The following is a 23463-nucleotide window of genomic DNA, read 5'->3' as shown; positions in this document are numbered from 1 at the left end:
CGGGGTGCAGTGCGGCCTGGCCGAGGTTGGGAACGGAACGCCAGGCCCGATCAGCCGGCACCCAAAGCCGCGAACCGCTCCTCGGCCTCCCTGCGGTGCCGCTCCGCCTCCGCCGGGTCCGCCACCGCGCGAGCCAGGTGCTTGTGCGCGTTCGCGGCCTCGCGGCGGTCGTCGATGCGTTCGGCCAGCTCCAGGGCCTCCCGCAGCAGCACCACCGCCTCCGCCGGGCGGCCGGCCGCGGTGAGCACCTCGCCCAGGTAGTTCAGCACCACCGTTTCCGTCGTGACGTCACCGATGGCGCGGACCGCCGCCAGCGCCGACCTCAACGCCGCCAGCGCCTCCTCGTGCCTGCCCATGGCGTGCAGGATCATGCCCAGCGCGCTCCGGGTGTCGGCCTCGTCGCGGCGGCTGCCCAGCTCGCGCATCAGCGCCAGGGCGGACGTGCAGGCCCGCAGCGCCTCGTCGTAGCGGCCGAGCGCGCTGTAGATGTTGCTGACGTTGCTCATCGCCTGCGACTCGAGGTGGCGGTCGCCGAGTTCGCGGGCCACCGTGATCGCCTGTTCCAGCAGGTCGGCGGCCTCGGCGTGGCGGCCCATGCTCCGGTACACCAGGGAGAGGTTGTTCAGCGTGCCCGCGACGCCCTGGAGGTCGCCCTGGTCGCGGAGCATCTCGATCGCGCGTTCGTTGTGGTGGATCGCCTTCGCGTACTGCGCGGTCTGCCAGAACACCATCGCGTAGTTCTTCGTGGTGATGGCGAGCGCGGCGGGGTTGTCGGCGGCGGCCTCCAGCGCCAGTTCGTTGATCGTGGCCCAGTCACGCGTGTGGCCGCGCACCATGCAGAAGAACGTCAACGCGCGTGCGAGCTGCCAGGTGTGCGTGCGCCAACCACCGTCGAGTGACAACGCCACGGCGGCGACGAGCGTTTGCCGTTCGGTCTCCAGCCACTCCACCGCGTGGTCGTAGTCGCGCAGCACCAGCCGCGACGCCGGCCGGTAGGTGATGTCGACCTCGTAGCGGCGGGCCGCGGGCGACATCAGCCTCGTCGCCTGGTTCGCGGTGTCGAGGAAGTGGTCGAGCAGCCGGGTCAGCGGCTCACGCGGCGCGTCCACCTTGGATCGCGCGTACTGCCGCAGCAGGTCGTGCATCCGGTAGCGGCCGAGCGTGGTCGCCTCGAGCAGGTGGACGTCGACCAGGTCCTCGAGGACCCCGTCGCAGACCAGCAGGTCGAGCCCACCCAGCGCGGCCGCCTGGTCGACGTCGAAGTCCGTGCCGTGGTGCAGGCCCAGCAGGGCGAAGAGCCGCCGGTGCCCGGCAGGGAGCTGGCCGAACGACAACGCGAACACCGCGTCCAGTTCGGATAATCGCCCCTCGCGCAGCCGGGTCGCGAGGTGGGCGGTGGTCCACGTCGGACGGCTGCGCAACCGGCCGGCGGCCAGCCGCACGGCCAGCGGCAGCCTGCCGCACAGCTCGACGACCTCGCGGGCCTCCTCGGCCAGCCCGCGCTCGTCGCCGACGATCGTCGCGAAGAGCTGCAGCGCCTCCGCCTCGGAGAGCACGTCCAGCGTGAGCGTGGACGTGCCTTCCAGCTCGACCAGCCGCGCGCGCGACGTCACGAGCACCAGCGAGCCCGGCACGCCCGGCAGCAGCGGCCGCACCTGGTCGGCGCTCGCCGCGTTGTCGAGCACGACCAGCAACCGCCGGCGCGACAGCTCGGCCCGCCACAGCGCCGCCCGTTCGTCCAAGCCGACCGGGATGTCCTCCAGACCGAGCGCGCGCAGCAACACGTCCAGCGCGTCTGTCGGTTCAACGGGCGCACGGCCCGCCGTGTGCGCGTGCAGGTCGATGAAAAGCTGACCGTCCGGATACTCCAACCGGTGCGCCAAGTGGACGGCCAGCGTCGTCTTGCCGACTCCCGGCATGCCGTCGATCGCGGAGATCACGACCGCCGACCGCCCGGTGACGGCCTCGATCAGCCGGTCCATCTCGGCCGCGCGCCCGGTGAAGTCCGCGACGTCACGGGGCAGCGTGTTGAGCGCGAGCCGCGGCTCGTCGCCCCGCAACAGCCGTTCGTGCAGCTCGCGCAGGTCGGAGCCGGGATCGGTGCCGAGCTCCTCGGCCAGCAGCACCCGCACCTCCTCGAACGTCTGCAACGCCTCGGCGGGGCGGTTGGCCCGGTGCAACGCGTTCATGAGCTGCAGCCAGAGCTGTTCGCGCAGCGGGAACTGCTTCGTCAGCCGGCGCAGCTCGGCGATGAGCCGCTCGCCCTGCCCCAGCTCGATCGCCAGGCGCGCGTGCTGCTCGGCGACCGTGAGCCTGCGTTCCTGCAGCAGCGTCAGCTCGGCCTCGAGCCGCGCCCCGACCGCGAGGCCGTCGAGCGCGGGGCCGCGCCACAGGGCGAGCGCCTCCTGGTACCTGCCCACCGCGCCGCGGTGGTCGCCCCGTTTGACCGCCTCGTCCCCGGCCGCGCACAGCCGCTCGAAGACCGCGACGTCGACCTCGTCGGCCGGTACCGCCAACCGGTAGCCGCCCGGCACGGTGACGACGTCGTCCGGCACGAGCTTGCGCAAGGCGGCCACGTAGGTGCGGATGTTGGACTCCGGTGCCGCGGGCGGGGATTCCCACACCGCCTCGCTCAGGTGTTCGAAGCTGACCGTCTCGTTGGCGTGCAACGCCAACGCCGCCAGCAGCGCCCGTTGCCGGGGCCCGCCCGGCCGCAGTTCCACGCCCCCGCGCGAGATCTGCAGCGGACCAAGAAGCCGATACCGCACTGACCCTCCTCGCAGCGCATGGTGCCAGAACTCGGGGCGCCTGTGCGGAATTTGTGCAGCCGATCTCCGACACTTCCCCCGCACCGCTGTGAGGAGGGGGAACCGTGACGGACCGGAGCCGGCACCCGGTGCGGGTGTGCAGATCATGGACGGGCCAAGCAGCCTAGGATGACCGCATGACCGAGACGGCGAAACGACGTCCCGGCCCGCGGATCGAAGAAGTCGCGCGGGTCGCGGGTGTGTCCAAGTCGACCGTCTCGCGCGTGATCAACGACGAGCAGTACGTCAGCGCCAAGGCCCGCGAAGCCGTGCACGCCGCGATCGCCGAGCTGGGCTACTCCCCCAACCAGGCCGCGCGGGCGCTCGCCGGCAACCGCGCCAACGCGATCGCCCTCGTCGTCTCGGAGCCGACCGGCCGGGTGCTGTCCGACCCGTTCTTCGCCGGGGTGCTGCGCGGGGTCCACTCCGAACTGGCCGGGCGGCACACGCAGCTCCTGCTGATGATGAGCCAGCCGTCGGACACCGAGGACCTCGTCACCTACCTGAGCAGCGGGCACGTCGACGGGGCGTTGCTGGTCAGCCTGCACGGCGAGGACCCGCTGGTGCCGATGCTCGCCGAGATCGGCCTGCCCGTGGTCTCCGGCGGGCGCCCGCTCGGCAAGACGGTCCCGTTCGTGGACGCGGACAACTTCAGCGGCGCGCTGGAGGCCGCACGGCACCTGGCCTCGTTGGGGCGCAAGAGGATCGGCACCGTGGCCGGCCCGAAGGACATGGCCGTCGGCGCGGACCGGCTGAGCGGGTTCCGGCGCGGGCTGAGCGAGGCCAAGATCGCCACCGGCCTGGTCGCGCACGGCGACTTCACGCCCGAGAGCGGGGCGCGGGCCATGGAACGGTTGCTGCGCAAGGCACCCGACCTCGACGCGGTGTTCGTCGCGGCGGACATCATGGCCCTGGGCGCGTTGCAGGTGCTCCACGCGCGGGGCAAGCGCGTGCCGGAGGACGTCGCCGTGGTCGGGTTCGACGACTCGGTGTTCGCCGCGACCGCGACACCACCGCTCACGACGATCCGGCAGGACGTCGAGGAACTCGGCCGCACGATGACGTGGCGGCTGCTCGCCGAGCTGGCGGGTGAGGACGGGCTGCCACCGTCGTTGCTGCTGCCGACGACGTTGATCAGGCGGGCGAGCGCCTGACCGGGCCTCGTGCGCGGCGACCGGTGGCCTGGCGAGGTGCGCCGGAGGCGGGAGGGCCGGGCCCGGCGTCGGCCGGACCCGGCCTCCGGACCTCCGACGACGTCCTGGCCGAAGACCGTCAGGGTCTTCGACCGCTCATCCCCGGCCACGTGGCCCGGTTGCGACACGACCAGACCACCCGAATCTCGCCCCGCCCCGTGCTCGCGGGAATCCGTCGGCCGGTTCTCCCTACGCCCGCCACGGCGTGTCCAGCGCCATGCTTCTCTCCTCGGGTGAAGTTGGTGCACGCCCGGCGAACGTAGCGTGGTAGCGCTCTCGCCACAGATCGCGTCTCAGTTGGGACGCCCGAAGGAACTCCATCGGCGGCAGTTGACGCTTTGTGACGGATCTGGCCCCTTTTCACCCGATCGGTACAACTTGACGGCACTCTCGGTAACGCCCGGCGCGAGTCCTCGATGGTCTGCGTACGAACCCCGTCCCGAGGGAGTTGCCACAGTGATCGAGAACTCGGCCGCCGGTCTGGTGATGGTGCCCGGCGAGGTGGCGGTGACCGTGACCGGCGAGGAGCACCACCAGGAGGTGCTCGCCCGGTACGCCGTGCCGGACGGCGTCACGCGGCACGTCGCCGTGCACCTGACGTGGTGCACGATCGCCGCGGGCAAGTACCGCGGTCAGCGAGGCGTCGAGGTGCGGCTCGACGGGCAGCGCGTCGGCGAGCTGACCTTCCTGATGGCGCAGCGGTACGCGCCCGTGCTGATGCACGTCGAGTCCGGCGGCGGGGCGACCGGGTGCTCGGCGGAAGTCCGGCGCGGCACCAACGGGCTGTTGCAGGTCGTGCTGCGAATGCCGCGACAGGTGCCGCGTGGCGCCGTGGTTCCGGTGGCGGGCTCCCGTTCGTGGGTGCCGCCGATCGCGATCGCGGCGGCGAGCCTCTTCGCGTTCTTCGTGGTGGTCGTCGTCGTGGCAGCGGTGATGAGCGACCCCGCCGGCGTGGACAAGGCGGCGTCGGCGCTGTCGACCACGGCCGCGCCCACCACCACGACAACGGTTTCGTCGCCGGCGAGCACGACGACGTCGACCACGACCTCCACCACGACAACGACCACTACGACGACGACCACCACCACGCCCCCGGCGGTGGCTCAGCCGAAGCCGCAACCCCAGCCCCAGCCACAACCCCAGCCCCAGCCGCAACCTCAGCCGAAGCCCAACCCCCAGCCGGTGCCCGCCCCCGAGCCGAAGCCCGCGTGCGACTCGAACTACAGCGGCTGCGTGCCGGTCGCGTCGGACGTCGACTGCGCCGGCGGCAGCGGGGACGGGCCCGCGTACGTGGCGGGCCCGATCCGCGTCATCGGCAGCGACATCTACCGGCTGGACCACGACAAGGACGGCGTCGCCTGCGAATGACTAGCGTTGGACGAACACGCTTCCGGCCTGGAACGTGATGTTCGGCTGGCCGGTCTTGCCGTCGATCGGGTAAGGCCGGCCGGTGCAGTCGTCACTGGCGAACAGCGACGCGGTCTTGGTGCTGTTGTTGTAGGCGGAGCGAATGCGGTTGCCCCAGCCGTGCTCGACCAGGTCGACGCACGCCGAGGCCCCGATCGGCGCGACGTTGAACCTCGCGCCCTCGTAGTCGATCTGGTCCCATGCGCAGAACGCGTCGGTGAAGGTGCAGTCCGGCGGCGCGGCGTGAGCGGCGGGCGTGACGGCGAACCCCGCCAGAGCGCACAGCACAACGGCGATCTTCTTCATGATTCCTCCCCAGTTTCCCCTTGCCAGCACCTTTCCGCTCCTCCCGCCACCGCGTCAAGGACTGGCGGTACCGGAATTCACTTGGCGGCGCGGCACCTTCCGCCGAGGATGAGCACGTGGAGCTACCTGAGGACGTGGTGCGTGCGGTCGGCTCGGACGTCGTGTGGTCCCACGACCACGAAGGCCTGTCCGGCGAGGTCTGGCGGGCGGGATCCTGCTGGGTGAAGCGGAGCGGCGCGGACGAGCACGACCGGTTGCGCTGGCTGGGCGAGCACTTCGAGGTACCTCGGATCCGGGCGTTCACGGACGGCTGGCTGGTTCTCGCCGACGTCGGGGCACCCTCGCTCGCGTCGGTCGATCCCGTGCTCGCGGCGACGGTCATGGGCACGGTGCTGCGGTCGTTGCACTCGCTGCCGGTGGACTCATGCCCTTACGACGCACGGGTTCCAGCTCTGCTGGACCACGCACGGCGCAACGTCGAGGCCGGGCTGGTGGACCCGGAGGACTTCGACGACGACAACCTCGGCGCCACTCCCGGGGAGCTGCTCGCGCGCCTGATCGCCACGGCTCCCCGCGACGAGGACCTCGTGGTGGCGCACGGGGACTTCTGCCCACCGAACGTGCTGCTGCGCCCGGACGGTTCGACCGTGCTGATCGACGTGTCCCGGCTGGGCGTGTCCGACCGGCACCGGGACATCGCACTGGCGCACAGGGAACTGGGCGGGGAAGCCGCGGCCGCGTTCGACCGCGCCTACGGCCTCACCCCCGACCCGCCGGCGCTGGAGTGGTACCGGCTGCTCGACGAGTTCTTCTGACCCCGTTCGTACGGCGTCTTCTCCCCCGCCGGCACCTCGAACGGCAGGTGGTTCCCGGCGGGCGGGAGCGGGCAGGTGGCGAAGTCGGTGAAGGCGCACGGCAGGTTCGTCGCCCGGTTGAAGTCGAGCACGACCACGCCGTCCCGCGGAGTCGCCGCCAGCGACCGGTTCGCCGCGTACGTGGTGACACCGCTGGTCTCGTCGGTGAACAGGATGCTCAGTCCGCCGTTGTGCCCGTTGAACGCCGTCAGCGTGTGTTCTTCGCCGTCGTGCTGGAACCGCACACGGCCCGGTGCCTCGTAGACATGGCTAAGCCCTTCCACGACCGCACCAACGGTCGTGGGGACGGGTGCGTCAAACGGTTCGTAGACGCCTTCGAGCACCCACGACTCCTGGGGTTCGTAGGCCGGCACACCCCGGAAGTTGCGGAGCACCTCCGCCTTCGGGTCGTGCACCCGGATCAGGTACCCGCCACGGCGGGCGACCTCGATCTCGACGTCCCCCGACTTCACCCGCGCACCGGGACCGCTCTGCACGAGTTCGAACCGCTGCCGGTCCCCCTCGTTCTCCCAGTACGCCGCTTGGTCGTCTTGCCACCACACGCCCGGTAGTCCGTCATAGGCGCGTGGGGCGGTCTCCAGCCAATCGAGTGAGACCAGTGCCAGCCACCCGTACGGGTCAGCCAGGGACTTCTCCCGCTCCGTCTTCCAGGTCTGCCAGTCCTCCGCGAAGCCGCTCATGACCATGCCAACGACCTCGGCGGGGACCGGCTTCCCCGTTCCACCCCTTGAGACCCACCTGGGAGTCGAACCCAGCGCCAACGCTGTTGCAGAGCGTTCCACGACCGTCGTGACGTGGGTCGGGCATCGCGCGTCCTGGTGTCGAACCAGGCACCCCGGGTTCATGAGGCCCAGGTGACCACCGGGTCCCGCGCGACTGTGGTGACCGACTGGGGTGACCGACCGGACTCGCACCGGCTTCGACCAGGACCACGACCTGGCGCCTCGACTGCTTCGGCTTCGGTCACAGCTGCCCGTCGAGGACTCGAACCTCGATCTCCGCGTCCAGAGCGCGGCGTCCGTGCCGATTGGACCAACGGGCATCAAAAAAGCCGCCTCGTCGCGACGGCGACGGGACGGCTCCCCGGAGGCGTGGGTCAGGCCAGGACCGGGGAGCACCACTCGTGCTGCTGACACATGTGCTGTTGCCTCACGGTTTGCTCCCTCCTCCGGTTCGTCGAGATCCACTCTGACGGATGACACGCAGGTGCCGCAACGCATTATCCAGGGCTGCAAAAGTTTGCAGATCAGGCCTTTCGCGGCCAGTAAACATCAAGCCGACTTGCGGAAAACTTTTGCAACGTCTTTCCTGGACCGCTGACACACCACATCGGAAGGCATGAACATGTCCCAGGACTGGTGGCGGCACGCCGTCATCTACCAGGTCTACGTGCGCAGCTTCGCCGACTCGAACGGCGACGGCGTCGGCGACCTCCCCGGCATCCGCTCGCGCCTGCCCCACCTCCGCGACCTGGGCGTCGACGCGGTCTGGATCACGCCGTTCTACGCCTCGCCGATGGCCGACGGCGGCTACGACGTGGCGGACTACCGCGCGGTCGACCCGCAGTTCGGCGAGCTCGACGACGTGCGCGAGCTGGTGGCGGACGCGCACGCGGCCGGCATCAGGGTGATCGTCGACATCGTGCCGAACCACAGCTCCGACCAGCACGCGTGGTTCCAGGAGGCGCTGGCCGGGCGCGGCCGCGAGCGCTACATCTTCCGCGAGGGCGTGGGCGATGAGCCGCCGAACGACTGGGAGTCGGTCTTCGGCGGGCCGGCGTGGACGCGGGTCGCCGACGGGTCCTGGTACCTGCACCTGTTCGCACCGGAGCAGCCGGACCTGAACTGGGAGCTGCCGGAGGTGCGCGCGGAGTTCCGCGACGTGCTGCGGTTCTGGCTGGACCTCGGCGTCGACGGCTTCCGGGTGGACGTGGCGCACGGGATGGTCAAGGCGCCGGGGCTGCCGGACATCGGGCACGCGGACCAGCTCAAGCTGCTGGGCACCGAGCCGTTGCCGTTCTTCGACCAGGACGGCGTGCACGAGATCCACCGCGAGTGGCGTGCCGTCGTCGACTCCTACCCCGGCGAGCGGGTGCTCGTGGCCGAGGCGTGGACGCCCTCCGCCGAGCGGACGGCGATGTACCTGCGTCCCGACGAGATGCACCAGGCGTTCAACTTCCACTACCTGACCGCGGAGTGGAACTTCGAGGCGCTGCGGTCGGTGATCGACTCGTCGCTGGCGGCTGTCGCACCGGTGGGCGCGCCTACCACGTGGGTGCTGTCGAACCATGACGTGCAACGGCATGTGACGCGGTACGGCGGTGGCGAGACCGGCGTGCGGCGTGCGCGCGCTGCGCTGGCGTTGATGCTGGCGTTGCCGGGATCCGTGTACCTGTACCAGGGCGAGGAACTCGGGCTGCCGGAGGTGCTGGACCTGCCGGACGAGGTGCTGCAGGACCCGATGTGGGAGCGGTCCGGGCACACCGAACGCGGCCGCGACGGGTGCCGCGTGCCGTTGCCGTGGACCGCGACCGGCCCCTCGCTCGGTTTCGGCACCGGCGGCTCGTGGCTGCCGCAGCCGGCGGACTGGGCGAAGCTCAGCGTGGAGACGCAGGCCGGCGACCAGGACTCGATGTTGTCGTTCTACCGCAACGCCTTGCGCGTCCGCCGCGAGCACCCGGCCGTGGGCGCCGGGCTCACCTGGGTCGACGGCCCGGCCGACGTCCTGTGGTTCGAGCGCGACGGAGTCGCCTGCGCGGTGAACCTGTCCGGTTCCGTCGTGGAGCTGCCCGACCCCGGCTCGGTCCTGCTGGCCTCGTCGTACTACGGCGTGCGCGACGGCCAGTTGCTCCTGCCGCCGGACACCGCGCTCTGGTGGAAGCTCTGACCACCGCGTCCGCCTGAGCGACGACACCCTCCCGGCCCCCTGGGTCCGGCCCGGGCCCATCAGCCCGGACCGCATCCAGGGGGCCTCGCGCTGCGGGCGGCGGCCGGGCGGTTCCGGTGCCCGCCGACCGTCCGGTTCGGACGACCGGGCGGGTCGCCCCCAGGTGGCGCCCGTCGCGCCCGCAGACGCCCCGGATGCCGGTCTGAGCTGCGACTTCGCGTGATCGACGAAAACTGTCGGACCGGCTGGGTACGGTCCCCCTCGACAACTCCGGATCGGACAGCAGGGGGTACGGCAGTGCGCAGGTGGGAGCTCGTCTCCGGCGGCTCGGCGAAGTTCTGGGAGATCGACCGGGACGGCACCGCGGTGACCGTCCGCTTCGGACGGCTGCAGACCAGCGGCCAGACCCAGACCAAGGAGCTCGCCTCCGCCGAGGCAGCGCAGGCGCACGTGGCCAAGCTGGTGGCGGAGAAGGAGAAGAAGGGCTACCGAGAGGTGGGCGCGTCCGCCGCCCCCGCAGCCGATCCCGCCGCCGGTTCCGCAGTCGATCCCACCGCCGGCCGGCCCGCCACCGGCCGACCCGCTCCGGCGTCGGCCACTCAGACCGCCACGCCCACCACCGACCGGGCCGGTGCCGCGCCGGTCGCCGACCGGGCCACCACGACCTCTCCCGCCGGCCGGCCCGCCCCCGTCGACGAGGACACCTGGGTGATGCCCAAGGTCTGGCTGCGCGACGTGATCCGGCGGCGCGGCTTCGACCCGGCGCCGGTCTTCTCCGTCGACCCCGAGCTGGCGGACGAAGCCCGCCGTCGGGTGGACGAGCACGCCGCCACCATCGAACTGGTGCTGTCGGAGCCGACCTCCGAACCCGACCTCGTGCAGGCGGCGCGCGAACACCGAGCCGGACGTCCGAACCCCGTCGGGGCAGCAGCGATCGCGGCCATCGCCAAGACCGGGCCGCAGTCCGTGCACGCCTGGATCGCCGACCACGGCGTGGTGTTCGCCGCCGAGGCGACGATGGCGTTCGTCGGCCTGGTCTCCACCAGGGAATGGCTTCGGCAGCAGCATTCGTACGGCAAGGAGCGCCTCCGGTCCCGCGGCGGCTACCTGCACGTCACCCCCGACGGCGACGAAGGCCGGATGCTCACGGCGGTCCGCTACGCGCTGGCCATCGCGGACGACGCCGAGCACGCCGCCGCGGAGGCCGCGCTCGACCGGCTCACCGAGGACGCCGCGAAGTTCGCGCGGGTGTACCTCATGCCAGGGCGGGCCGACTGGTTCGCCGAGGCGTGCCGGTTGCAGCAGGGCCACACCCGGTGGTGGCTGCTCGCCTGCAGCGCCACCAGGTTCGAGGAGTTCGAGCGCGCGCGTGCCAGGCCGACCAACGCCGCGTTCATCATGCACACCGCCATCCACGTGCTGGGTCCGGCCATCGCGCCGTTGCTCGCTCAAGACCTCGACCACTCGTACCAACGGGCCGACGGGCGCAAGCAGGCGCTGAAGGTCCTCGCGATGCTGCCGACCGACGAGGCGTTCACCATCTTGCTGGACCGGCTCGACGCGAAGTACGTGCGTCCGGCGCTGCTGGAGGCGATGGCGGCGTTCCCGGCGCGGGCCGCCCGGCTGCTCGGCGAACGCGCAGCGGGCGACGACGAGGTGCGTCAGCTCTTGACCGTGCACCTGACCAAGCACCCGCACCTGGAGGCGCCCGCGGGGTTCACCGCGATCGAGGACGAGCGGGTGCCGGCCGCCCCGCCGGAGGCGTTGCCGCCGCTGCTGGTCTCACCGCCGTGGGTCAACCGGAAGCCACCGCTCAAGGCGGTGGTGGTGCCGGATCTCCCGCTGCCGTCGTCCTCGATCACGTGGGAGCCCGGCGAGCGGGAGGAGTGGCTGAAGGCCGGCCTCGGGAACAGCCGCTACACCTGGCAAGAGCTGCTGGAGCAGTTCCACCAGGGCCGCGTCGGGTACCGCGTTCGCGACCTGTTCGCCCTGGCGCCCGTGGACGAGGTCCGGCACCTCCTGGCGGACTGGGAGCCCCGCCTGCACTGGAACGCCGAGGCCACCGGCAAGCTGCTGGCCGCGCGCTTCGGCTTCGACGCCCTGCCGCCGCTGCTGCGGCTCGTCGAGTCGAACGTGAACGTCGCCGTCGTCGTGCTGCCGTTCGCCACGCCCGAGGTCGCCGCGCTGATGGCGGACTGGCTGGTGCGGCTCAAGCAGGTGCGCAAGGTCGCGCTGGCGTGGCTCGCCCGGCATCGCGAGACCGCCGCCCGGCTGCTCGTTCCCGCCGCGCTGGGCAAGCCCGGCGCCGGACGCCGCAACGCCGAGACCGCGATCCGCCACCTGCACGGCATGGGTGTCGACGTGGTGGCGCTGGCGCCCGGTCCCGAGGCGGCCGACGCGCTGCGGGCCTTCCTCGCCGTCGATCCCGTCGACGTCCTGCCGACCAGGCTTCCCGTTCTCGGCGAGTGGGCCGAGCCGCGGCTGCTGCCCCAGGTCCTGCTGCGCGACCGCGGGCACGCGCTGCCCGCCGAGGCGGCGAGCCACCTGCTCATGATGGCCGCCCTGTCCAAGCCGGGCGACGTCTACGCGGGCCTGCCCGTGGTGCGCGAGGCACTGGACCGCGACTCGCTCGCGGAGTTCGCGTGGGCCGTTTTCCAACGCTGGCAGGAGGTGGGCGCGCCGTCGAAGGAGGGCTGGGCGTTCACCGCGCTCGGCTGGTTCGGCGACGACGAGACGGTGCGCCGCCTGTCCCCGCTGATCCGCACCTGGCCGGGCGAGAGCCAGCACACCAGGGCGGTCGCCGGCCTCGACGTGCTCGCCGACATCGGCACCGAGGTCGCCCTGTCGCACCTCAACGGCATCGCCGAGAAGGTGAAGTTCAAGGCGCTCAAGACCCGCGCGCAGGAGAAGGTCTCCCAGATCGCCGCCGAGCTGGGCCTGTCCCGCGACCAGCTCGCGGACCGCCTGGTGCCGCGCCTCGGCCTCGACGACGAAGCCTCCCTGGTGATCGACTACGGTCCCCGGCGGTTCACGGTGGGATTCGACGAGCAGCTCAAGCCGTTCGTCCTCGACCAGGACGGCAAGCGCCGCAAGGACCTGCCGAAGCCCGGTGCGAAGGACGACCAGGACCAGGCTCCGTTGGAGCACAAGAGGTTCATGGCGCTGAAGAAGGACGTCCGCACCGTGGCGGGCGACCAGATCCACCGCCTGGAACGGGCGATGGTCAGCCAGCGCACGTGGACGGCCGAGGAGTTCCACGCGGTCCTGGCCGGCCACCCGCTGCTGTGGCACATCGTGCGCCGCCTGGTGTGGATCACCAACGAGGGCCTCTCCTTCCGCTTGGCGGAAGACCGCACCCTCGCCGACGAGAACGACGACGAGTTCTCGCTGCCCGAGGACGCCACCGTCCGCGTGGCGCACCCGGTGGACCTGCGGGACTCGTTGGAGGCGTGGGGCGAGGTCTTCGCCGACTACGAGATCCTCCAGCCGTTCCCGCAGCTGAGCCGTCCGCTGCACGTCGTGCCGCCGGGCGAGGACCTCCTGGCCCGGCTCGCGAAGTACGACGAGGTGCCGTACCCGGTCGGCAAGGTCCTCGGCCTCACGAACAAGGGCTGGGTCCGCGGCCAGCCCCAGGACGCGGGCGTCGAGTGCTGGATCACCCGCCCGTTCCCCGGCGGCGGCGCCCTGGTCGCCTCCCTCGACCCCGGCATCGCGGTGGGCGCGGTGGACATCTTCCCGGAGGTGAAGTTCACCGGTCTGTGGTTCTCCGCCGACGGCGAAGGCGACTGGTCCGCCCCGAAGAACGCCCCCGCCATGCCCGCGGCCGACCCGATCACGGTGTCGGAGCTGCTGTCCGAACTGGAGTCACTGCAAGCTTGATCCGCCACCAGGGGGTCTGACCGCCGGGAATTGTCAGACCCCCTGGGTAACGTCGCGGGCATCGACTCCCCGTCCGGCCCCAGGAGGTAAGGCAGTGCGCAGGTGGGAACTCGTCGCGGACAGCTCCGCGAAGTTCTGGGAGATCGGCCGGACCGGCACGACGGTGACCGTCCGCTTCGGACGGTTGCGGACCAGCGGCCAGACCCAGACCAAGGAGCTCGCCTCCGCCGAGGCGGCCCAGGCACACGTCGCGAAGCTGGTGGCGGAGAAGGAGAAGAAGGGCTACCGGCCGGTGGACTCCACCGAGGGGGCGCAGGCTGCCGGCCCCCGGACCGGCTCGGCGACGCCCGGGCTTCCCGCCGCTCCCCCGTCACCGGCCAACGCGCAGTCGTCCGCCAGGAATCCTCCGGCGGCACCGCACATTGACGTCCAGCCCACCGGCACGCAGCCCACCGCGGGCCAGCCCCACGTCGCCACCGCCACGCTCTCGGCCCGCCCCACAACCGTCCACCACGGGGCCACCCCGCGCTCGGCAGGCACCGCCGGTCCCGCCCCCACCGCGATCGACGAGGACGCCTGGGTCATGCCCAAAGCGTGGCTGCGCGACGTCGTGCGCCAGCGCGGCTTTCACCCGGCACCCGAGTTCACCGTGGACGCCGCGAAAGCGGCCGAGGCCCGGCAGCAGGTCGTCGACCAGGCCGAGGGCATCGAACGCGCACTGTCCACGAAGGGCTCCGCCGAGTCACTGGTGCTCGCGGCCCGCGCCCACCTCGACGGGCAGCACAACCCCGTTGGCGCGGCGGCCATCGCGGCCATCACGGCGTCCGGGCAGACGTCGGTGCACGCGTGGATCGCCGACCACGGGGTCGCGTTCGCCGCGGCCGCCGTGGTCGAGTACCTGTGCCTGGACTACTCGCCGCACTGGGACAACCGGCTGAACAAGTTCACGGCCACCCGGTTGCTGCCCCGTCGCGGCTACTTCCACGCCTCGGTCGACGACACCGAGGGCCGCATGCTCACCGCCGTCCGGTACGCCATCGCGGTCGCCGGCGACACCGAGCGCGAGGCCGTGGAGGCCGCGCTCGACGAGCGGGGCGCCACGCCCACGACGAAGCAGCTCCGGGCGTACCTCGTCCCGGAGCGGGCCGACTGGTTCGCCGAGGCGTGCCGGTCGCACGGGGCGGGCCGGTGGTGGATGCTGCCGTGCAGCGCCGGCGACGTCGAGGGCTTCGCCGCGGCCGACGAGTCGCTGACCGGCTCGGCTTTCGTGCTCCGCACGGCGTTGTACGTGCTGGGGCCCGCCATCGCGCCGTTGCTCGCCGCGGAGCTCGACACCGATCCGGCCTACCAGCGGACCGACGGGCGCAAGCAGGTGCTGAAGGTGCTCGCGGCGCTGCCGACGGACGAGGCCTTCACCCTGCTGCTCGACCGGCTCGACGCGAAGCACGTGCGGCCCGCGGTGCTGTCGGCGATGGCGGCGTTCCCGGCGCGGGCGGCCCGGCTGCTGGCGGAGCGGGCGTTGTCCAGCCCGGCCGCGCGTCAACTGCTGCACGCCCACCTGCTGTCGAACCCGTCCCTCGAGGTGCCCGCCGACGTGGCCGCGGTGCTCGCCGAGTCCGCCGTCGCGACGCTGCCGGAGGCGAGCGCGGACGAGCTGCCGCCGCTGCTGGTCTCGCCGCCGTGGCACCGGCGGCGTTCGCCGGTCAAACCCGTGGTGGCGCCGGACCTCCCGGTGCCGGCGCCGTCCGCCGCGTGGGAGCCGGGCGAGCGCGAGCAGTGGCTCGAGTGCGGCGGCGAGTGGATCTCCGAGCACCTCGACTGGCGCCGGCTGCTCGCCGACCACCAGGCGGGCAGGATCGGGTACCACGACAACGACCTGTTCCTCCTCGCCCCCGAGGAGGAGGTGCGGCACCTGCTCGCGGCGTGGCAGCCGAACCACCCCTACGGCGTCGAGGACTGGGGCAGGCGGATCGCCGCCCGGTTCGGCGTCGACGCCGTCCCCGCCCTCCTGCGGGTCGCCAGGTCCGTCCCGGGGACGGCCGCGGCGGTGCTGCTGCCGTTCGCGACCGCCGAGGTGGCCGCCGCGATGGCCGACTGGCTCACCAGGTCCAAGCAGGCGAGGCGCTGGGCGCTCGCCTGGCTCGCCCGCCACCGCGAGACGGCCGCGCGGCTGCTCGTGCCCGCGGCCGCCGGCAAGGCGGGTGCCGCTCGCCGCAACGCCGAGGCGGCCGTGCGCCACCTGCACGGTCTCGGCGTGGACGTGGCGGGCGTCGCCGCGTCCTGCGGTGCGGGGGCCGCGATCGACGTCGTGCTGTCCGTCGACCCGGTCGACGTGCTGCCCGCGAAGCTGCCGGTGATCGGCGAGTGGGCGGACACCCGGCTGCTCCCCCAGGTGCTGCTGCGCGACCGCGGGCACGCGCTGCCCGCCGAGGCGGCGGGCCACCTGCTCATGATGGCCGCCTTGTCCAAGCCGGGCGAGGTCTACGCCGGTCTGCCCGTGGTCCGCGAGGCTCTCGACCGCGGCTCGCTCGCGTCGTTCGCGTGGGCCGTCTTCGAGGCGTGGCAGCAGGCCGGGGCGCCGTCGAAGGAGAACTGGGCGCTCGCCGCGCTCGGCTGGTTCGGCGACGACGAGACGGTGCGCCGCCTGTCGCCGCTGATCCGCGCCTGGCCGGGCGAGAGCCAGCACGCGAGGGCGGTGGCGGGCCTCGACGTGCTCGCCGACATCGGCACCGAGGTCGCCCTGGCGCACCTCAACGGCATCGCCGAGAAGGTGAAGTTCAAGGGCCTCAAGGACCGCGCCAGGGAGAAGGTCGGCCAGATCGCCGCCGAGCTCGGCCTCTCGCGCGACCAGCTGTCCGACCGCCTCGTCCCCCGCCTGGGCCTGGACGACGCGGCGACCCTGGTGATCGACTACGGGCCGCGCCGGTTCACGGTCGGCTTCGACGAACAGCTCAAGCCGTTCGTCCTCGACCCCGACGGCAAGCGCCGCAAGGACCTCCCGAAGCCGGGGGTGAAGGACGACCAGGAGCGGGCCCCGTTGGAGCACAAGAGGTTCACGGCGCTGAAGAAGGACGTCCGCACGATCGCGTCCGACCAGATCCACCGGCTCGAACGCGCCATGGTCGACCAGCGCACGTGGACGGCCGACGAGTTCCACTCGGTGCTGGCCGCGCATCCGCTGCTGTGGCACCTCGTCCGGCGGCTGGTCTGGATCACCGCCGAGGGCACGTCCTTCCGCCTCGCCGAGGACCGCAGCCTGGCCGACGCGAACGACGACGAGGTCGCGCTGCCCGGCGGCGCGTCCGTGCGGGTGGCGCACCCGGCCGACCTGGTGGGCACGGCGGCGGCGTGGGGCGAGGTGTTCGCGGACTACGAGATCCTCCAGCCGTTCCCCCAGCTCGGCCGCCCGCTCCACCTCCTGGCGCCGGGAGAGGACCTGCTGACCCGGCTGAAGGGGTACTGCGACACTCCGCACCCGGTCGGCAAGATCCTCGGCCTCACCAAGAAGGGCTGGGTCCGCGGTGAACCGCAGGACGCCGGCGTCGAGTGCTGGATCACCCGGCCGTTCCCGGCCGGTGGCGCGCTCGTGCTCTCCCTCGAACCCGGCATCGCGGTCGGCGCCGTCGACGTCTTCCCCGAGGTCGGTTTCAGCGGTGCGTGGTTCTCCCCCGGCGGCCGCGGCGGCTGGTCCGCCCCGAAGGACGCGCCGCCCACCTTCGACATCGACCCCGTCACGATTTCCGAACTGCTCTGCGAACTGGAGTCCCTGCGGTCATGACCAGCACCCAGACGATGCAGCGCCCGCCGGCCGAGGTCCGCTTCGCCGACGAGCTCGCCCGGCTGCGCGACACCGACACCGCTCCCAAGCCGCCCGGCTGGGCGCTGAGCCTCGAGGCCGCGCGGCGGTTCGTGGTGGGCGATGAGAAGCGCGGTGTCACCAAGAAGTTCGTGGGCGACCCGTCCCTCGTGGACCGGGCGCTGGTCACGCTGGCCACCAGCCGCGGGCTGATGCTCGTCGGCGAGCCGGGCACGGCCAAGTCGCTGCTGTCCGAACTGATCGCGGCGGCGGTCTGCGGCGAGTCGACGCTGACCATCCAGGGCGGCGCGGCCACGACCGAGGACCAGATCAAGTACTCGTGGAACTACGCGCTGCTGGTGGCCGAGGGGCCCTCACCCCGCTCGCTCGTGCCTGCGCCGATGCTGCGGGGCATGGCCGAGGGCAAGATCGTGCGGTTCGAGGAGATCACCCGCTGCCCGCTGGAGGTGCAGGACTGCATGCTGTCGATGCTGTCCGACCGCGTGATGGCGATCGGCGAGCTGAACGGCCCGGACGGCATGGTGTTCGCGCAGGACGGGTTCAACGTGATCGCCACGGCGAACACGCGCGACCGGGGTGTGAACGAGATGAGCGCGGCGCTCAAGCGGCGGTTCAACTTCGAGACGGTGTTCCCGATCGCGGACTTCGACACCGAGCTCGCGCTGGTCGAGCAGGAGGCGGCGAAGCTGCTCGCGAAGTCCGGCGTGGAGCTCGCACCGAAGCGGGACGTGCTGGAGGTCCTGGTCAGGACGTTCCGCGACCTGCGGGAGGGCAACGACCGGCTCACCACCGTCATGAGCACGGCCGAGGCGGTGTCCGTGGCGCACGCGGTGGGCCTGCGCGGGTGGTTCCTGCGCGGTGAGGCCGGATCGGCGGCCGACGTCGTCGAGTGCCTCGCGGGCACGGCGGCCAAGGACAACGCCGAGGACCTCGCCCGGCTGCGCCGGTACCTCGAACAGCACGCGCCCCGCCGCAAGGGCCGGCAGTGGCAGGAGCTGCACCAGGCCCGGCACCGGCTGCCCGGCTGATGGGGGCCGTGTTCGTCGGCGTCCGGCACCACAGTCCCGCCTGTGCCCGGCTGGTCGCCGCCACCATCTCCGCGCAGCAGCCCGCGTACGTGCTCGTCGAGGGTCCCGCCGACTTCAACGAGCGCATCGACGAGCTGCTGCTCGGCCACGAGCTGCCGATCGCGTTGTTCAGCTACTCCGACGAGCACGCGTCCTGGTCGCCGTTCTGCGACTACTCGCCGGAGTGGGTGGCGATCACCGAGGCGCGCCGGTGCGGCGCGGAGGTCAGGTTCATCGACCTGCCCGCGTGGCACGAGGCCTTCCGGGACGTCAGCAACCGGTACGCCGACGCGGAGCTGCGGTACGCCGAGGTCGTCGAACGGCTGTGCCGGGAGTTCGCGGTCGACAACGCCGACGCGCTGTGGGACCACCTCTTCGAGTGCGAGTCCGAGCCGAAGGGCATGGACGAGTACTTCGACCTGCTCCGCGGCACGGCCACCGCGGACGCCGGCGACTCGGCCCGCGAGGAGTACATGGCGCGCTGGGTCCGGGCGGCGGTGCGGGACGCGGGCGACAGGCCGGTCGTGGTCGTCACCGGCGGCTTCCACACGCCCGCGCTCAAGGCCAAGCTCGACGGCGGCACCGAGTGGCCGGAGGTGCCCGAACGCGACAAGGGCGCCAGCTACCTGGTGCCGTACTCGCACGCACGGCTGGACGCGTTCACCGGCTACCAGTCGGGCATGCCGTCACCCGGCTACTACCAGCAGGTCTGGGAGAACGGGGTGCGGCGCGCGGCGGACTGGCTGGTCGAGTCGGTGGCGGCCCGGCTGCGCGGCAGGCAGCAGCCGGTGTCGACGGCCGACCTCATCGCGGCGCACACCCAGGCGGGGGCGCTGGCGCGGTTGCGCGGGCACGAGAACCCGGCGCGCACGGACGTGCTGGACGGGCTGACCAGCGCGTTGATCTCCGAGGACCTGACGCAGCCGCCGCCGTGGACGCGGCGCGGCACGCTGCACCCCGGCGCGCACCCGGCCCTGGTCGAGATGATCGGGGCGCTGCGCGGCGACCGGGTCGGCCGGCTCCACCCGGCCACGCCGGCGCCGCCGCTGGTCAACGCCGTGCAGGAGCTGCTGCGGGCGCACGACCTCGACCGGGAGGGCAAGATCGCCCTCGACCTCACCGACGCGCGGGGGCTCGAGCGCAGCAGGATCCTGCACCGCCTGCGGGTGCTGCGGATCCCCGGCTTCGAGCGCACGAGCGGGCCGGCGGAGGGCGCGCCGCCGCAGCTCGACGAGCAGTGGACGCTCCGGCCCGTCGACGAACGGGTGGCGGCGCTGATCGAGGCCGCGGAGAACGGCGCCACGCTCGAGGAGGCGGCCGGGGTGGCACTGGAGCGGCGCTCCCGCGACGCCCGGCTGGACCAGTTGGCCGCGATCCTGTTCGACGCGGTGCTGTGCGGGATCACGACGCTGTCCGGCAAGGTCAAGGCCGCGCTCGGCGAAGGCATCACCGAGACCGGCGACCTCCCGGCGCTCGGCCACGTGCTCGGCGCGGTGCTCGGGCTGTGGCGGCACGACAGGTTGTTCGGCACGAAGCGCGACCCGTTGCTGGGCAGCGTGATCGACAAGGCGACGGCCAGGGTGCTGTGGCTCGTCGAAGGCCTGCACGGCGGGCCGGCGCCGGCCGATCCGCACCGGCTGCGGGCGATGGCCGCGACCAGGGACGCGGTGCTGCACGCGAAGGCCGCGCTGTCACTGGACGTCGCCGACGTCACCGGCGTGGCGACGCGGGTGAGCAACGACGCGCAGGCCCCGCCGGACCTGCGCGGCGCGGCGCTCGGCCTCGCGTGGGCGCTGGGCAGCACACCGGACGTGCGGAAGGTGCGCGCCGTCGACGCGCTCGGCGACTGGCTCGCCGGGTTGTTCGCCGTGGCGCGCGAGGAGGTGCTGGCGAGCCCTGACCTGGTCGGGGTGCTCGACGAGCTGGTCAGCGCGATGACCGAGGACGAGTTCCTGGTGGCGCTGCCCGCCTTGCGCCTCGCCTTCGGCTACTTCCCGCCCAGGGAGCGGGAGACGATCGCGACGACCGTCCTCGCCCACCGCGGCGTCGAGGGCAGCGCCAGGAGCATCACCCGCCTCACCGCCGACCCGCTGGTGGTGGCCGAGGCGATGGCCGTGGAGAAGCGCGTGGACGCGTTGCTGGTGAAGGGCGGGCTGGCATGACGGACCTGGAACGCTGGCGGCTGATCCTGGGCGAACCAGCCGCGCGCCGCACCGGCGGGCTCACAGGGGAGAACGGGCGCAGGGACGCCGCGCTGGAGTGGCTCTACGGGCGCGATCCCGAGCTCGCCGAACGCGGCGTGCGCAAGGGCGGCGACGAGGACTCGGTGCTGCAGACCGTCGACTGGCTGGACGAGGTGCACAGCCTCTTCCCCAGGGAGACGGTCGAACGGCTCGAGCGCGACGCGGTCGAGCGGTACGAGATCACCGACGTCGTCACCGATCCCGATGTGCTGCAACGCATCGAGCCGAACCCGGCCCTGCTGCGGGCGGTGCTGCGGACCAAGCACCTGATGAACCCCGCGGTGCTCGCGATGGCGCGCAAGATCGTCGAGGCGGTCGTGAGGCAGTTGATGGAGAAGCTGAGGACGGAGGTGCGGACGGCGTTCAGCGGCACGCGGTCGCGGCGGCCGAGCATCCACAAGAACACCCGCAACTTCGACTTCCGGGCGACGATCAGGGCAAACCTGCGGCGCTACCAGCCGGAGGAGCGCAAGCTCGCGATCGAGCACCCGAAGTTCGTCTCGCGCACGAAACGGCACGTCGAGCAGTGGCAGGTCGTGCTGCTGGTCGACCAGTCCGGTTCGATGACGAGCTCGGTGATCCACTCGGCCGTCACGGCGGCGTGCCTGTGGGGGCTGCCGGGGCTGCGGACGCACCTCGTCGCGTTCGACACCAACGTGGTCGACCTGACCTCGGACGTGACCGACCCGGTGGAGCTGCTGATGAAGGTGCAGCTCGGCGGCGGCACGGACATCGCGGGGGCCGTCGCGTACGGGGCCGGGCTCGTGGACAGCCCGCGCCGCGCGATCGTCGCCATCATCAGCGACTTCTACGAGGGCGGCAGCGAGGCGCGCCTGATCCGCACGGTGAAGGAGCTGTGCGAGCAGGGCACCCACGTCCTGTGCCTCGCGGCGCTGGACGAGGAGGCGAACCCGGACTACGACCGGGCGCTGGGCCAGCGCCTCGCGAACGTCGGCGCCCACGTCGGCGCCATGACCCCCGGCCAGCTCGCGGAGTTCGTCGCGGAGAAGCTCAGGTGACCCGATCCGACCTGCTGGCGCTGACCCCGGACGCGCTCGCGGCGCTGGCCAACCGCGGCTTGGTGAAGCGCGCCGTGAAAGAGCTCGACGCGGGAGTCGTCCCCGCCCTCGGCACCGACCCGGCCGGTGCCGTCCGGGGCGAGTTCCCCGACGGCACCACGACCACGCTGCCGCCCGGCACCGCGCTCGAGGCGGCGCCGTGCAGCTGCGGCGCGTCGGGCGTGTGCCGCCACCGGATCGCCGTCGTCCTCGCGTACCAGCGCACGCAGGAGACCACCGCCCCGGCCGAGCTGTGGTCACCGGGCGCGGTGACGGACGACGACCTGGTGGCGCTGATGGGCGAGCGGACGCTGCGCCGCGCCCGCCGCGTCCTCCAGGCGGGCTACCGCGCCAAGCTCCGCCGTCCCGCCGCGGACGACCCGACCGCCCAGGCGGAGCTGCCCACCTGCACGGTCACCTTCCTCGTGCCCGGTGACCTGTCCTACGTGCACACGGACGCGGTCAACCGCGACGAGGCGACCGCGTTGGCGGTGTGGGCGTTCCGCGCAGCGGACGAGCAGGGCACCGACACCGTCGACGTGGGCGGGTCCCCCACCACCGCGGCCGACCTGACCGCGGTCGGCGACCTGGTCGAGCAGTTGCTGCTCGACGGCGCCACCAACGCGAGCGAGGTGCTCGACGTGGCGTGGCAGCGCCTGCACCGCGACCTGACCGCCCAGCGCCTGCACTGGCCCGCGGCGGTGGTCACCGACCTGCTCGCCCAGCTGTCCGCGTACCGGCGCAGGAGCGCCGACTACGAGGCGGAGCGGTTCGCCGCGCTGCTGACCGAACTGCACGCGCGGATCACCGCGACCGGGCCGCGCGCGGAGGTGCTCGGTCCCGACGAACCGGCGGAGACGCCGTTGCGCCGCGTCCGGCTGACGGCGCTGGGCGCACGGCTGCGCACCGAGACCACCGCCGACGTCTACTTCGCGTCGGGCGACGTGGTGCTGGTGCAGCGCGACACCCCCCTGCGCACCGGCCAGCGGCTCGCCGCGTCCAACGTCGTCTCGGAGTCGGCCGCCCGCAGCGCGAGCCGTGCGGTGACGCTGAAGACCAGTCGTGTCGCCAAGACCTCGCTCACCCCGGTCGGCACGGCGTGGGACCACCTGCCGCAGGCGCTGGTGGTCGACGACTACGACGCGGCGGCCGCGCACCTGGCCGAGCTGCCGCCGCGCCAGGTCCGCGCGCGGGTCGAGGCGGAGCTGGTGCGCGCGGTCCGCGTCGCCGGGGTGGGCGACCTGGCCTACGACCCCGCCGCGCAACGCCTCACCGCCACGCTGCACGGCCCGACCGGCACCACCTGCGTCCTGGAGGCGACGCACCGGGCGGTGGCGCCGCGGTCGCTCGACGCGCTGGCGGCGGCGCTGGCCGCCGGTCCGGTGACGATCACCGGGTCGGTCCGCAGGCACCGCGGCAGACTGGTCGTCGACCCGCTCGCCGTGCGCACCGAGGCGGGGGTCGTGGTCCTGGACCTGGCCGCGGACGCGCCGCCGCGCCCACTGCCGCCGGGCACCACCGCGTCCGACCCGGTGAGCGCGAGCGTGGACAGCGCGCTGACGGTGTTAGCCGAGGCCGCGCACCGCGGCCTCGACCACCTGACGGACAGCCTCCTCGCCCGCGTGCGCGAGGTCGGCGCGCACCTGCGGCGCACCGGTCTGCGCACGGCGGCGGACCGGGTCACGGCGTTCGCCGACGCCCCGGCCGCGGCCACCTGGCTGGGCGCGCACCTGAGGTTGCTGGTCACGGCCGACGCCCGCTGACACCGACGCCGTCGGGTCGATGCGGTGCGACAGCACGTAGTCCTCGGCCGCCTCGGCCACCCGGCCGAGGCGGTCGAGCACGAACCCGCGCAGGTGAGCCGCCCGCGCCGCACCCCAGCCGCCGAGCGCCACCCCACGGCCGTAGGCCTCCAGCGCGTCGTC

Annotated in this window: 13 protein-coding genes and 1 tRNA gene; 10 read left to right on the top strand and 4 right to left on the bottom strand. The window is 72.7% G+C overall.

The window, feature by feature from the left end; genetic code table 11:
- Positions 1-50: 50 nt before the first annotated feature.
- Positions 51-2768, bottom strand: a complete 2718-nt coding sequence (locus tag BMW88_RS27140) for an AfsR/SARP family transcriptional regulator (RefSeq protein ID WP_177221367.1) — start codon at positions 2766-2768, stop codon at positions 51-53.
- Between the two features lie 176 nt (positions 2769-2944).
- Between BMW88_RS27140 and BMW88_RS27135 the strand changes: the two genes are divergently transcribed.
- Complete coding sequence (locus BMW88_RS27135; RefSeq protein ID WP_089955560.1) at positions 2945-3961, top strand: LacI family DNA-binding transcriptional regulator; 1017 nt, start codon at positions 2945-2947, stop codon at positions 3959-3961.
- A 495-nt stretch (positions 3962-4456) separates the two neighbouring features.
- Positions 4457-5368, top strand: a complete 912-nt coding sequence (locus tag BMW88_RS42905; RefSeq protein WP_218148230.1) for a hypothetical protein — start codon at positions 4457-4459, stop codon at positions 5366-5368.
- Here the strand turns inward: BMW88_RS42905 and BMW88_RS27120 are convergent, their stop codons facing one another.
- Entirely contained in the window at positions 5369-5713 is a 345-nt protein-coding gene (locus BMW88_RS27120) for a peptidase inhibitor family I36 protein (RefSeq protein ID WP_089955558.1), read from the bottom strand.
- 116 nt (positions 5714-5829) lie between these two features.
- Between BMW88_RS27120 and BMW88_RS27115 the strand changes: the two genes are divergently transcribed.
- Entirely contained in the window at positions 5830-6528 is a 699-nt protein-coding gene (locus BMW88_RS27115) for an aminoglycoside 3'-phosphotransferase (RefSeq protein ID WP_177221365.1), read from the top strand.
- Here the strand turns inward: BMW88_RS27115 and BMW88_RS27110 are convergent.
- Positions 6465-7268, bottom strand: coding sequence for a DUF1684 domain-containing protein (locus BMW88_RS27110; protein WP_089955745.1), 804 nt, complete (start codon positions 7266-7268; stop codon positions 6465-6467). The genes BMW88_RS27115 and BMW88_RS27110 overlap by 64 nt on opposite strands.
- Positions 7269-7557: 289 nt before the next feature.
- Positions 7558-7630: transfer RNA gene (locus BMW88_RS27105), tRNA-Gln, on the bottom strand.
- Positions 7631-7932: 302 nt separating this feature from the next.
- On the opposite strand from BMW88_RS27105, the gene BMW88_RS27100 reads away from it, so the two are divergent.
- From BMW88_RS27100 to BMW88_RS27070, 7 genes are all read left to right on the top strand, one after another.
- Complete coding sequence (locus BMW88_RS27100) at positions 7933-9474, top strand: glycoside hydrolase family 13 protein (RefSeq protein WP_089955551.1); 1542 nt, start codon at positions 7933-7935, stop codon at positions 9472-9474.
- Between the two features lie 297 nt (positions 9475-9771).
- Entirely contained in the window at positions 9772-13353 is a 3582-nt protein-coding gene (locus BMW88_RS27095) for a DUF4132 domain-containing protein (RefSeq protein WP_143116257.1), read from the top strand.
- Between the two features lie 94 nt (positions 13354-13447).
- Positions 13448-17131: a DUF4132 domain-containing protein gene (locus BMW88_RS44065; protein ID WP_089955545.1), complete on the top strand. Its 3684-nt coding sequence runs from the start codon at positions 13448-13450 to the stop codon at positions 17129-17131.
- On the top strand, positions 17128-18198 hold the full coding sequence (locus BMW88_RS27085; RefSeq protein ID WP_218148229.1) for an ATP-binding protein: 1071 nt from the start codon (positions 17128-17130) through the stop codon (positions 18196-18198). Before BMW88_RS44065 ends, BMW88_RS27085 begins: the two co-directional genes overlap by 4 nt.
- Positions 18198-20399: a DUF5682 family protein gene (locus tag BMW88_RS27080; protein WP_089955543.1), complete on the top strand. Its 2202-nt coding sequence runs from the start codon at positions 18198-18200 to the stop codon at positions 20397-20399. The genes BMW88_RS27085 and BMW88_RS27080 overlap by 1 nt, the downstream gene beginning before the upstream one ends.
- The gene (locus tag BMW88_RS27075; protein ID WP_089955542.1) at positions 20396-21499 is read left to right on the top strand and encodes a VWA domain-containing protein; all 1104 of its coding nucleotides are present in this window, start codon (positions 20396-20398) and stop codon (positions 21497-21499) included. Before BMW88_RS27080 ends, BMW88_RS27075 begins: the two co-directional genes overlap by 4 nt.
- Positions 21496-23301, top strand: coding sequence for a hypothetical protein (locus tag BMW88_RS27070; RefSeq protein ID WP_089955540.1), 1806 nt, complete (start codon positions 21496-21498; stop codon positions 23299-23301). The genes BMW88_RS27075 and BMW88_RS27070 overlap by 4 nt, the downstream gene beginning before the upstream one ends.
- The last annotated feature ends 162 nt before the right edge of the window (positions 23302-23463 follow it).

The organism is Lentzea xinjiangensis, from assembly GCF_900110955.1.
Classification (GTDB): Bacteria; Actinomycetota; Actinomycetes; order Mycobacteriales; family Pseudonocardiaceae; genus Lentzea; species Lentzea xinjiangensis.
This window is presented reverse-complemented; position numbering and strand designations above follow the sequence as displayed.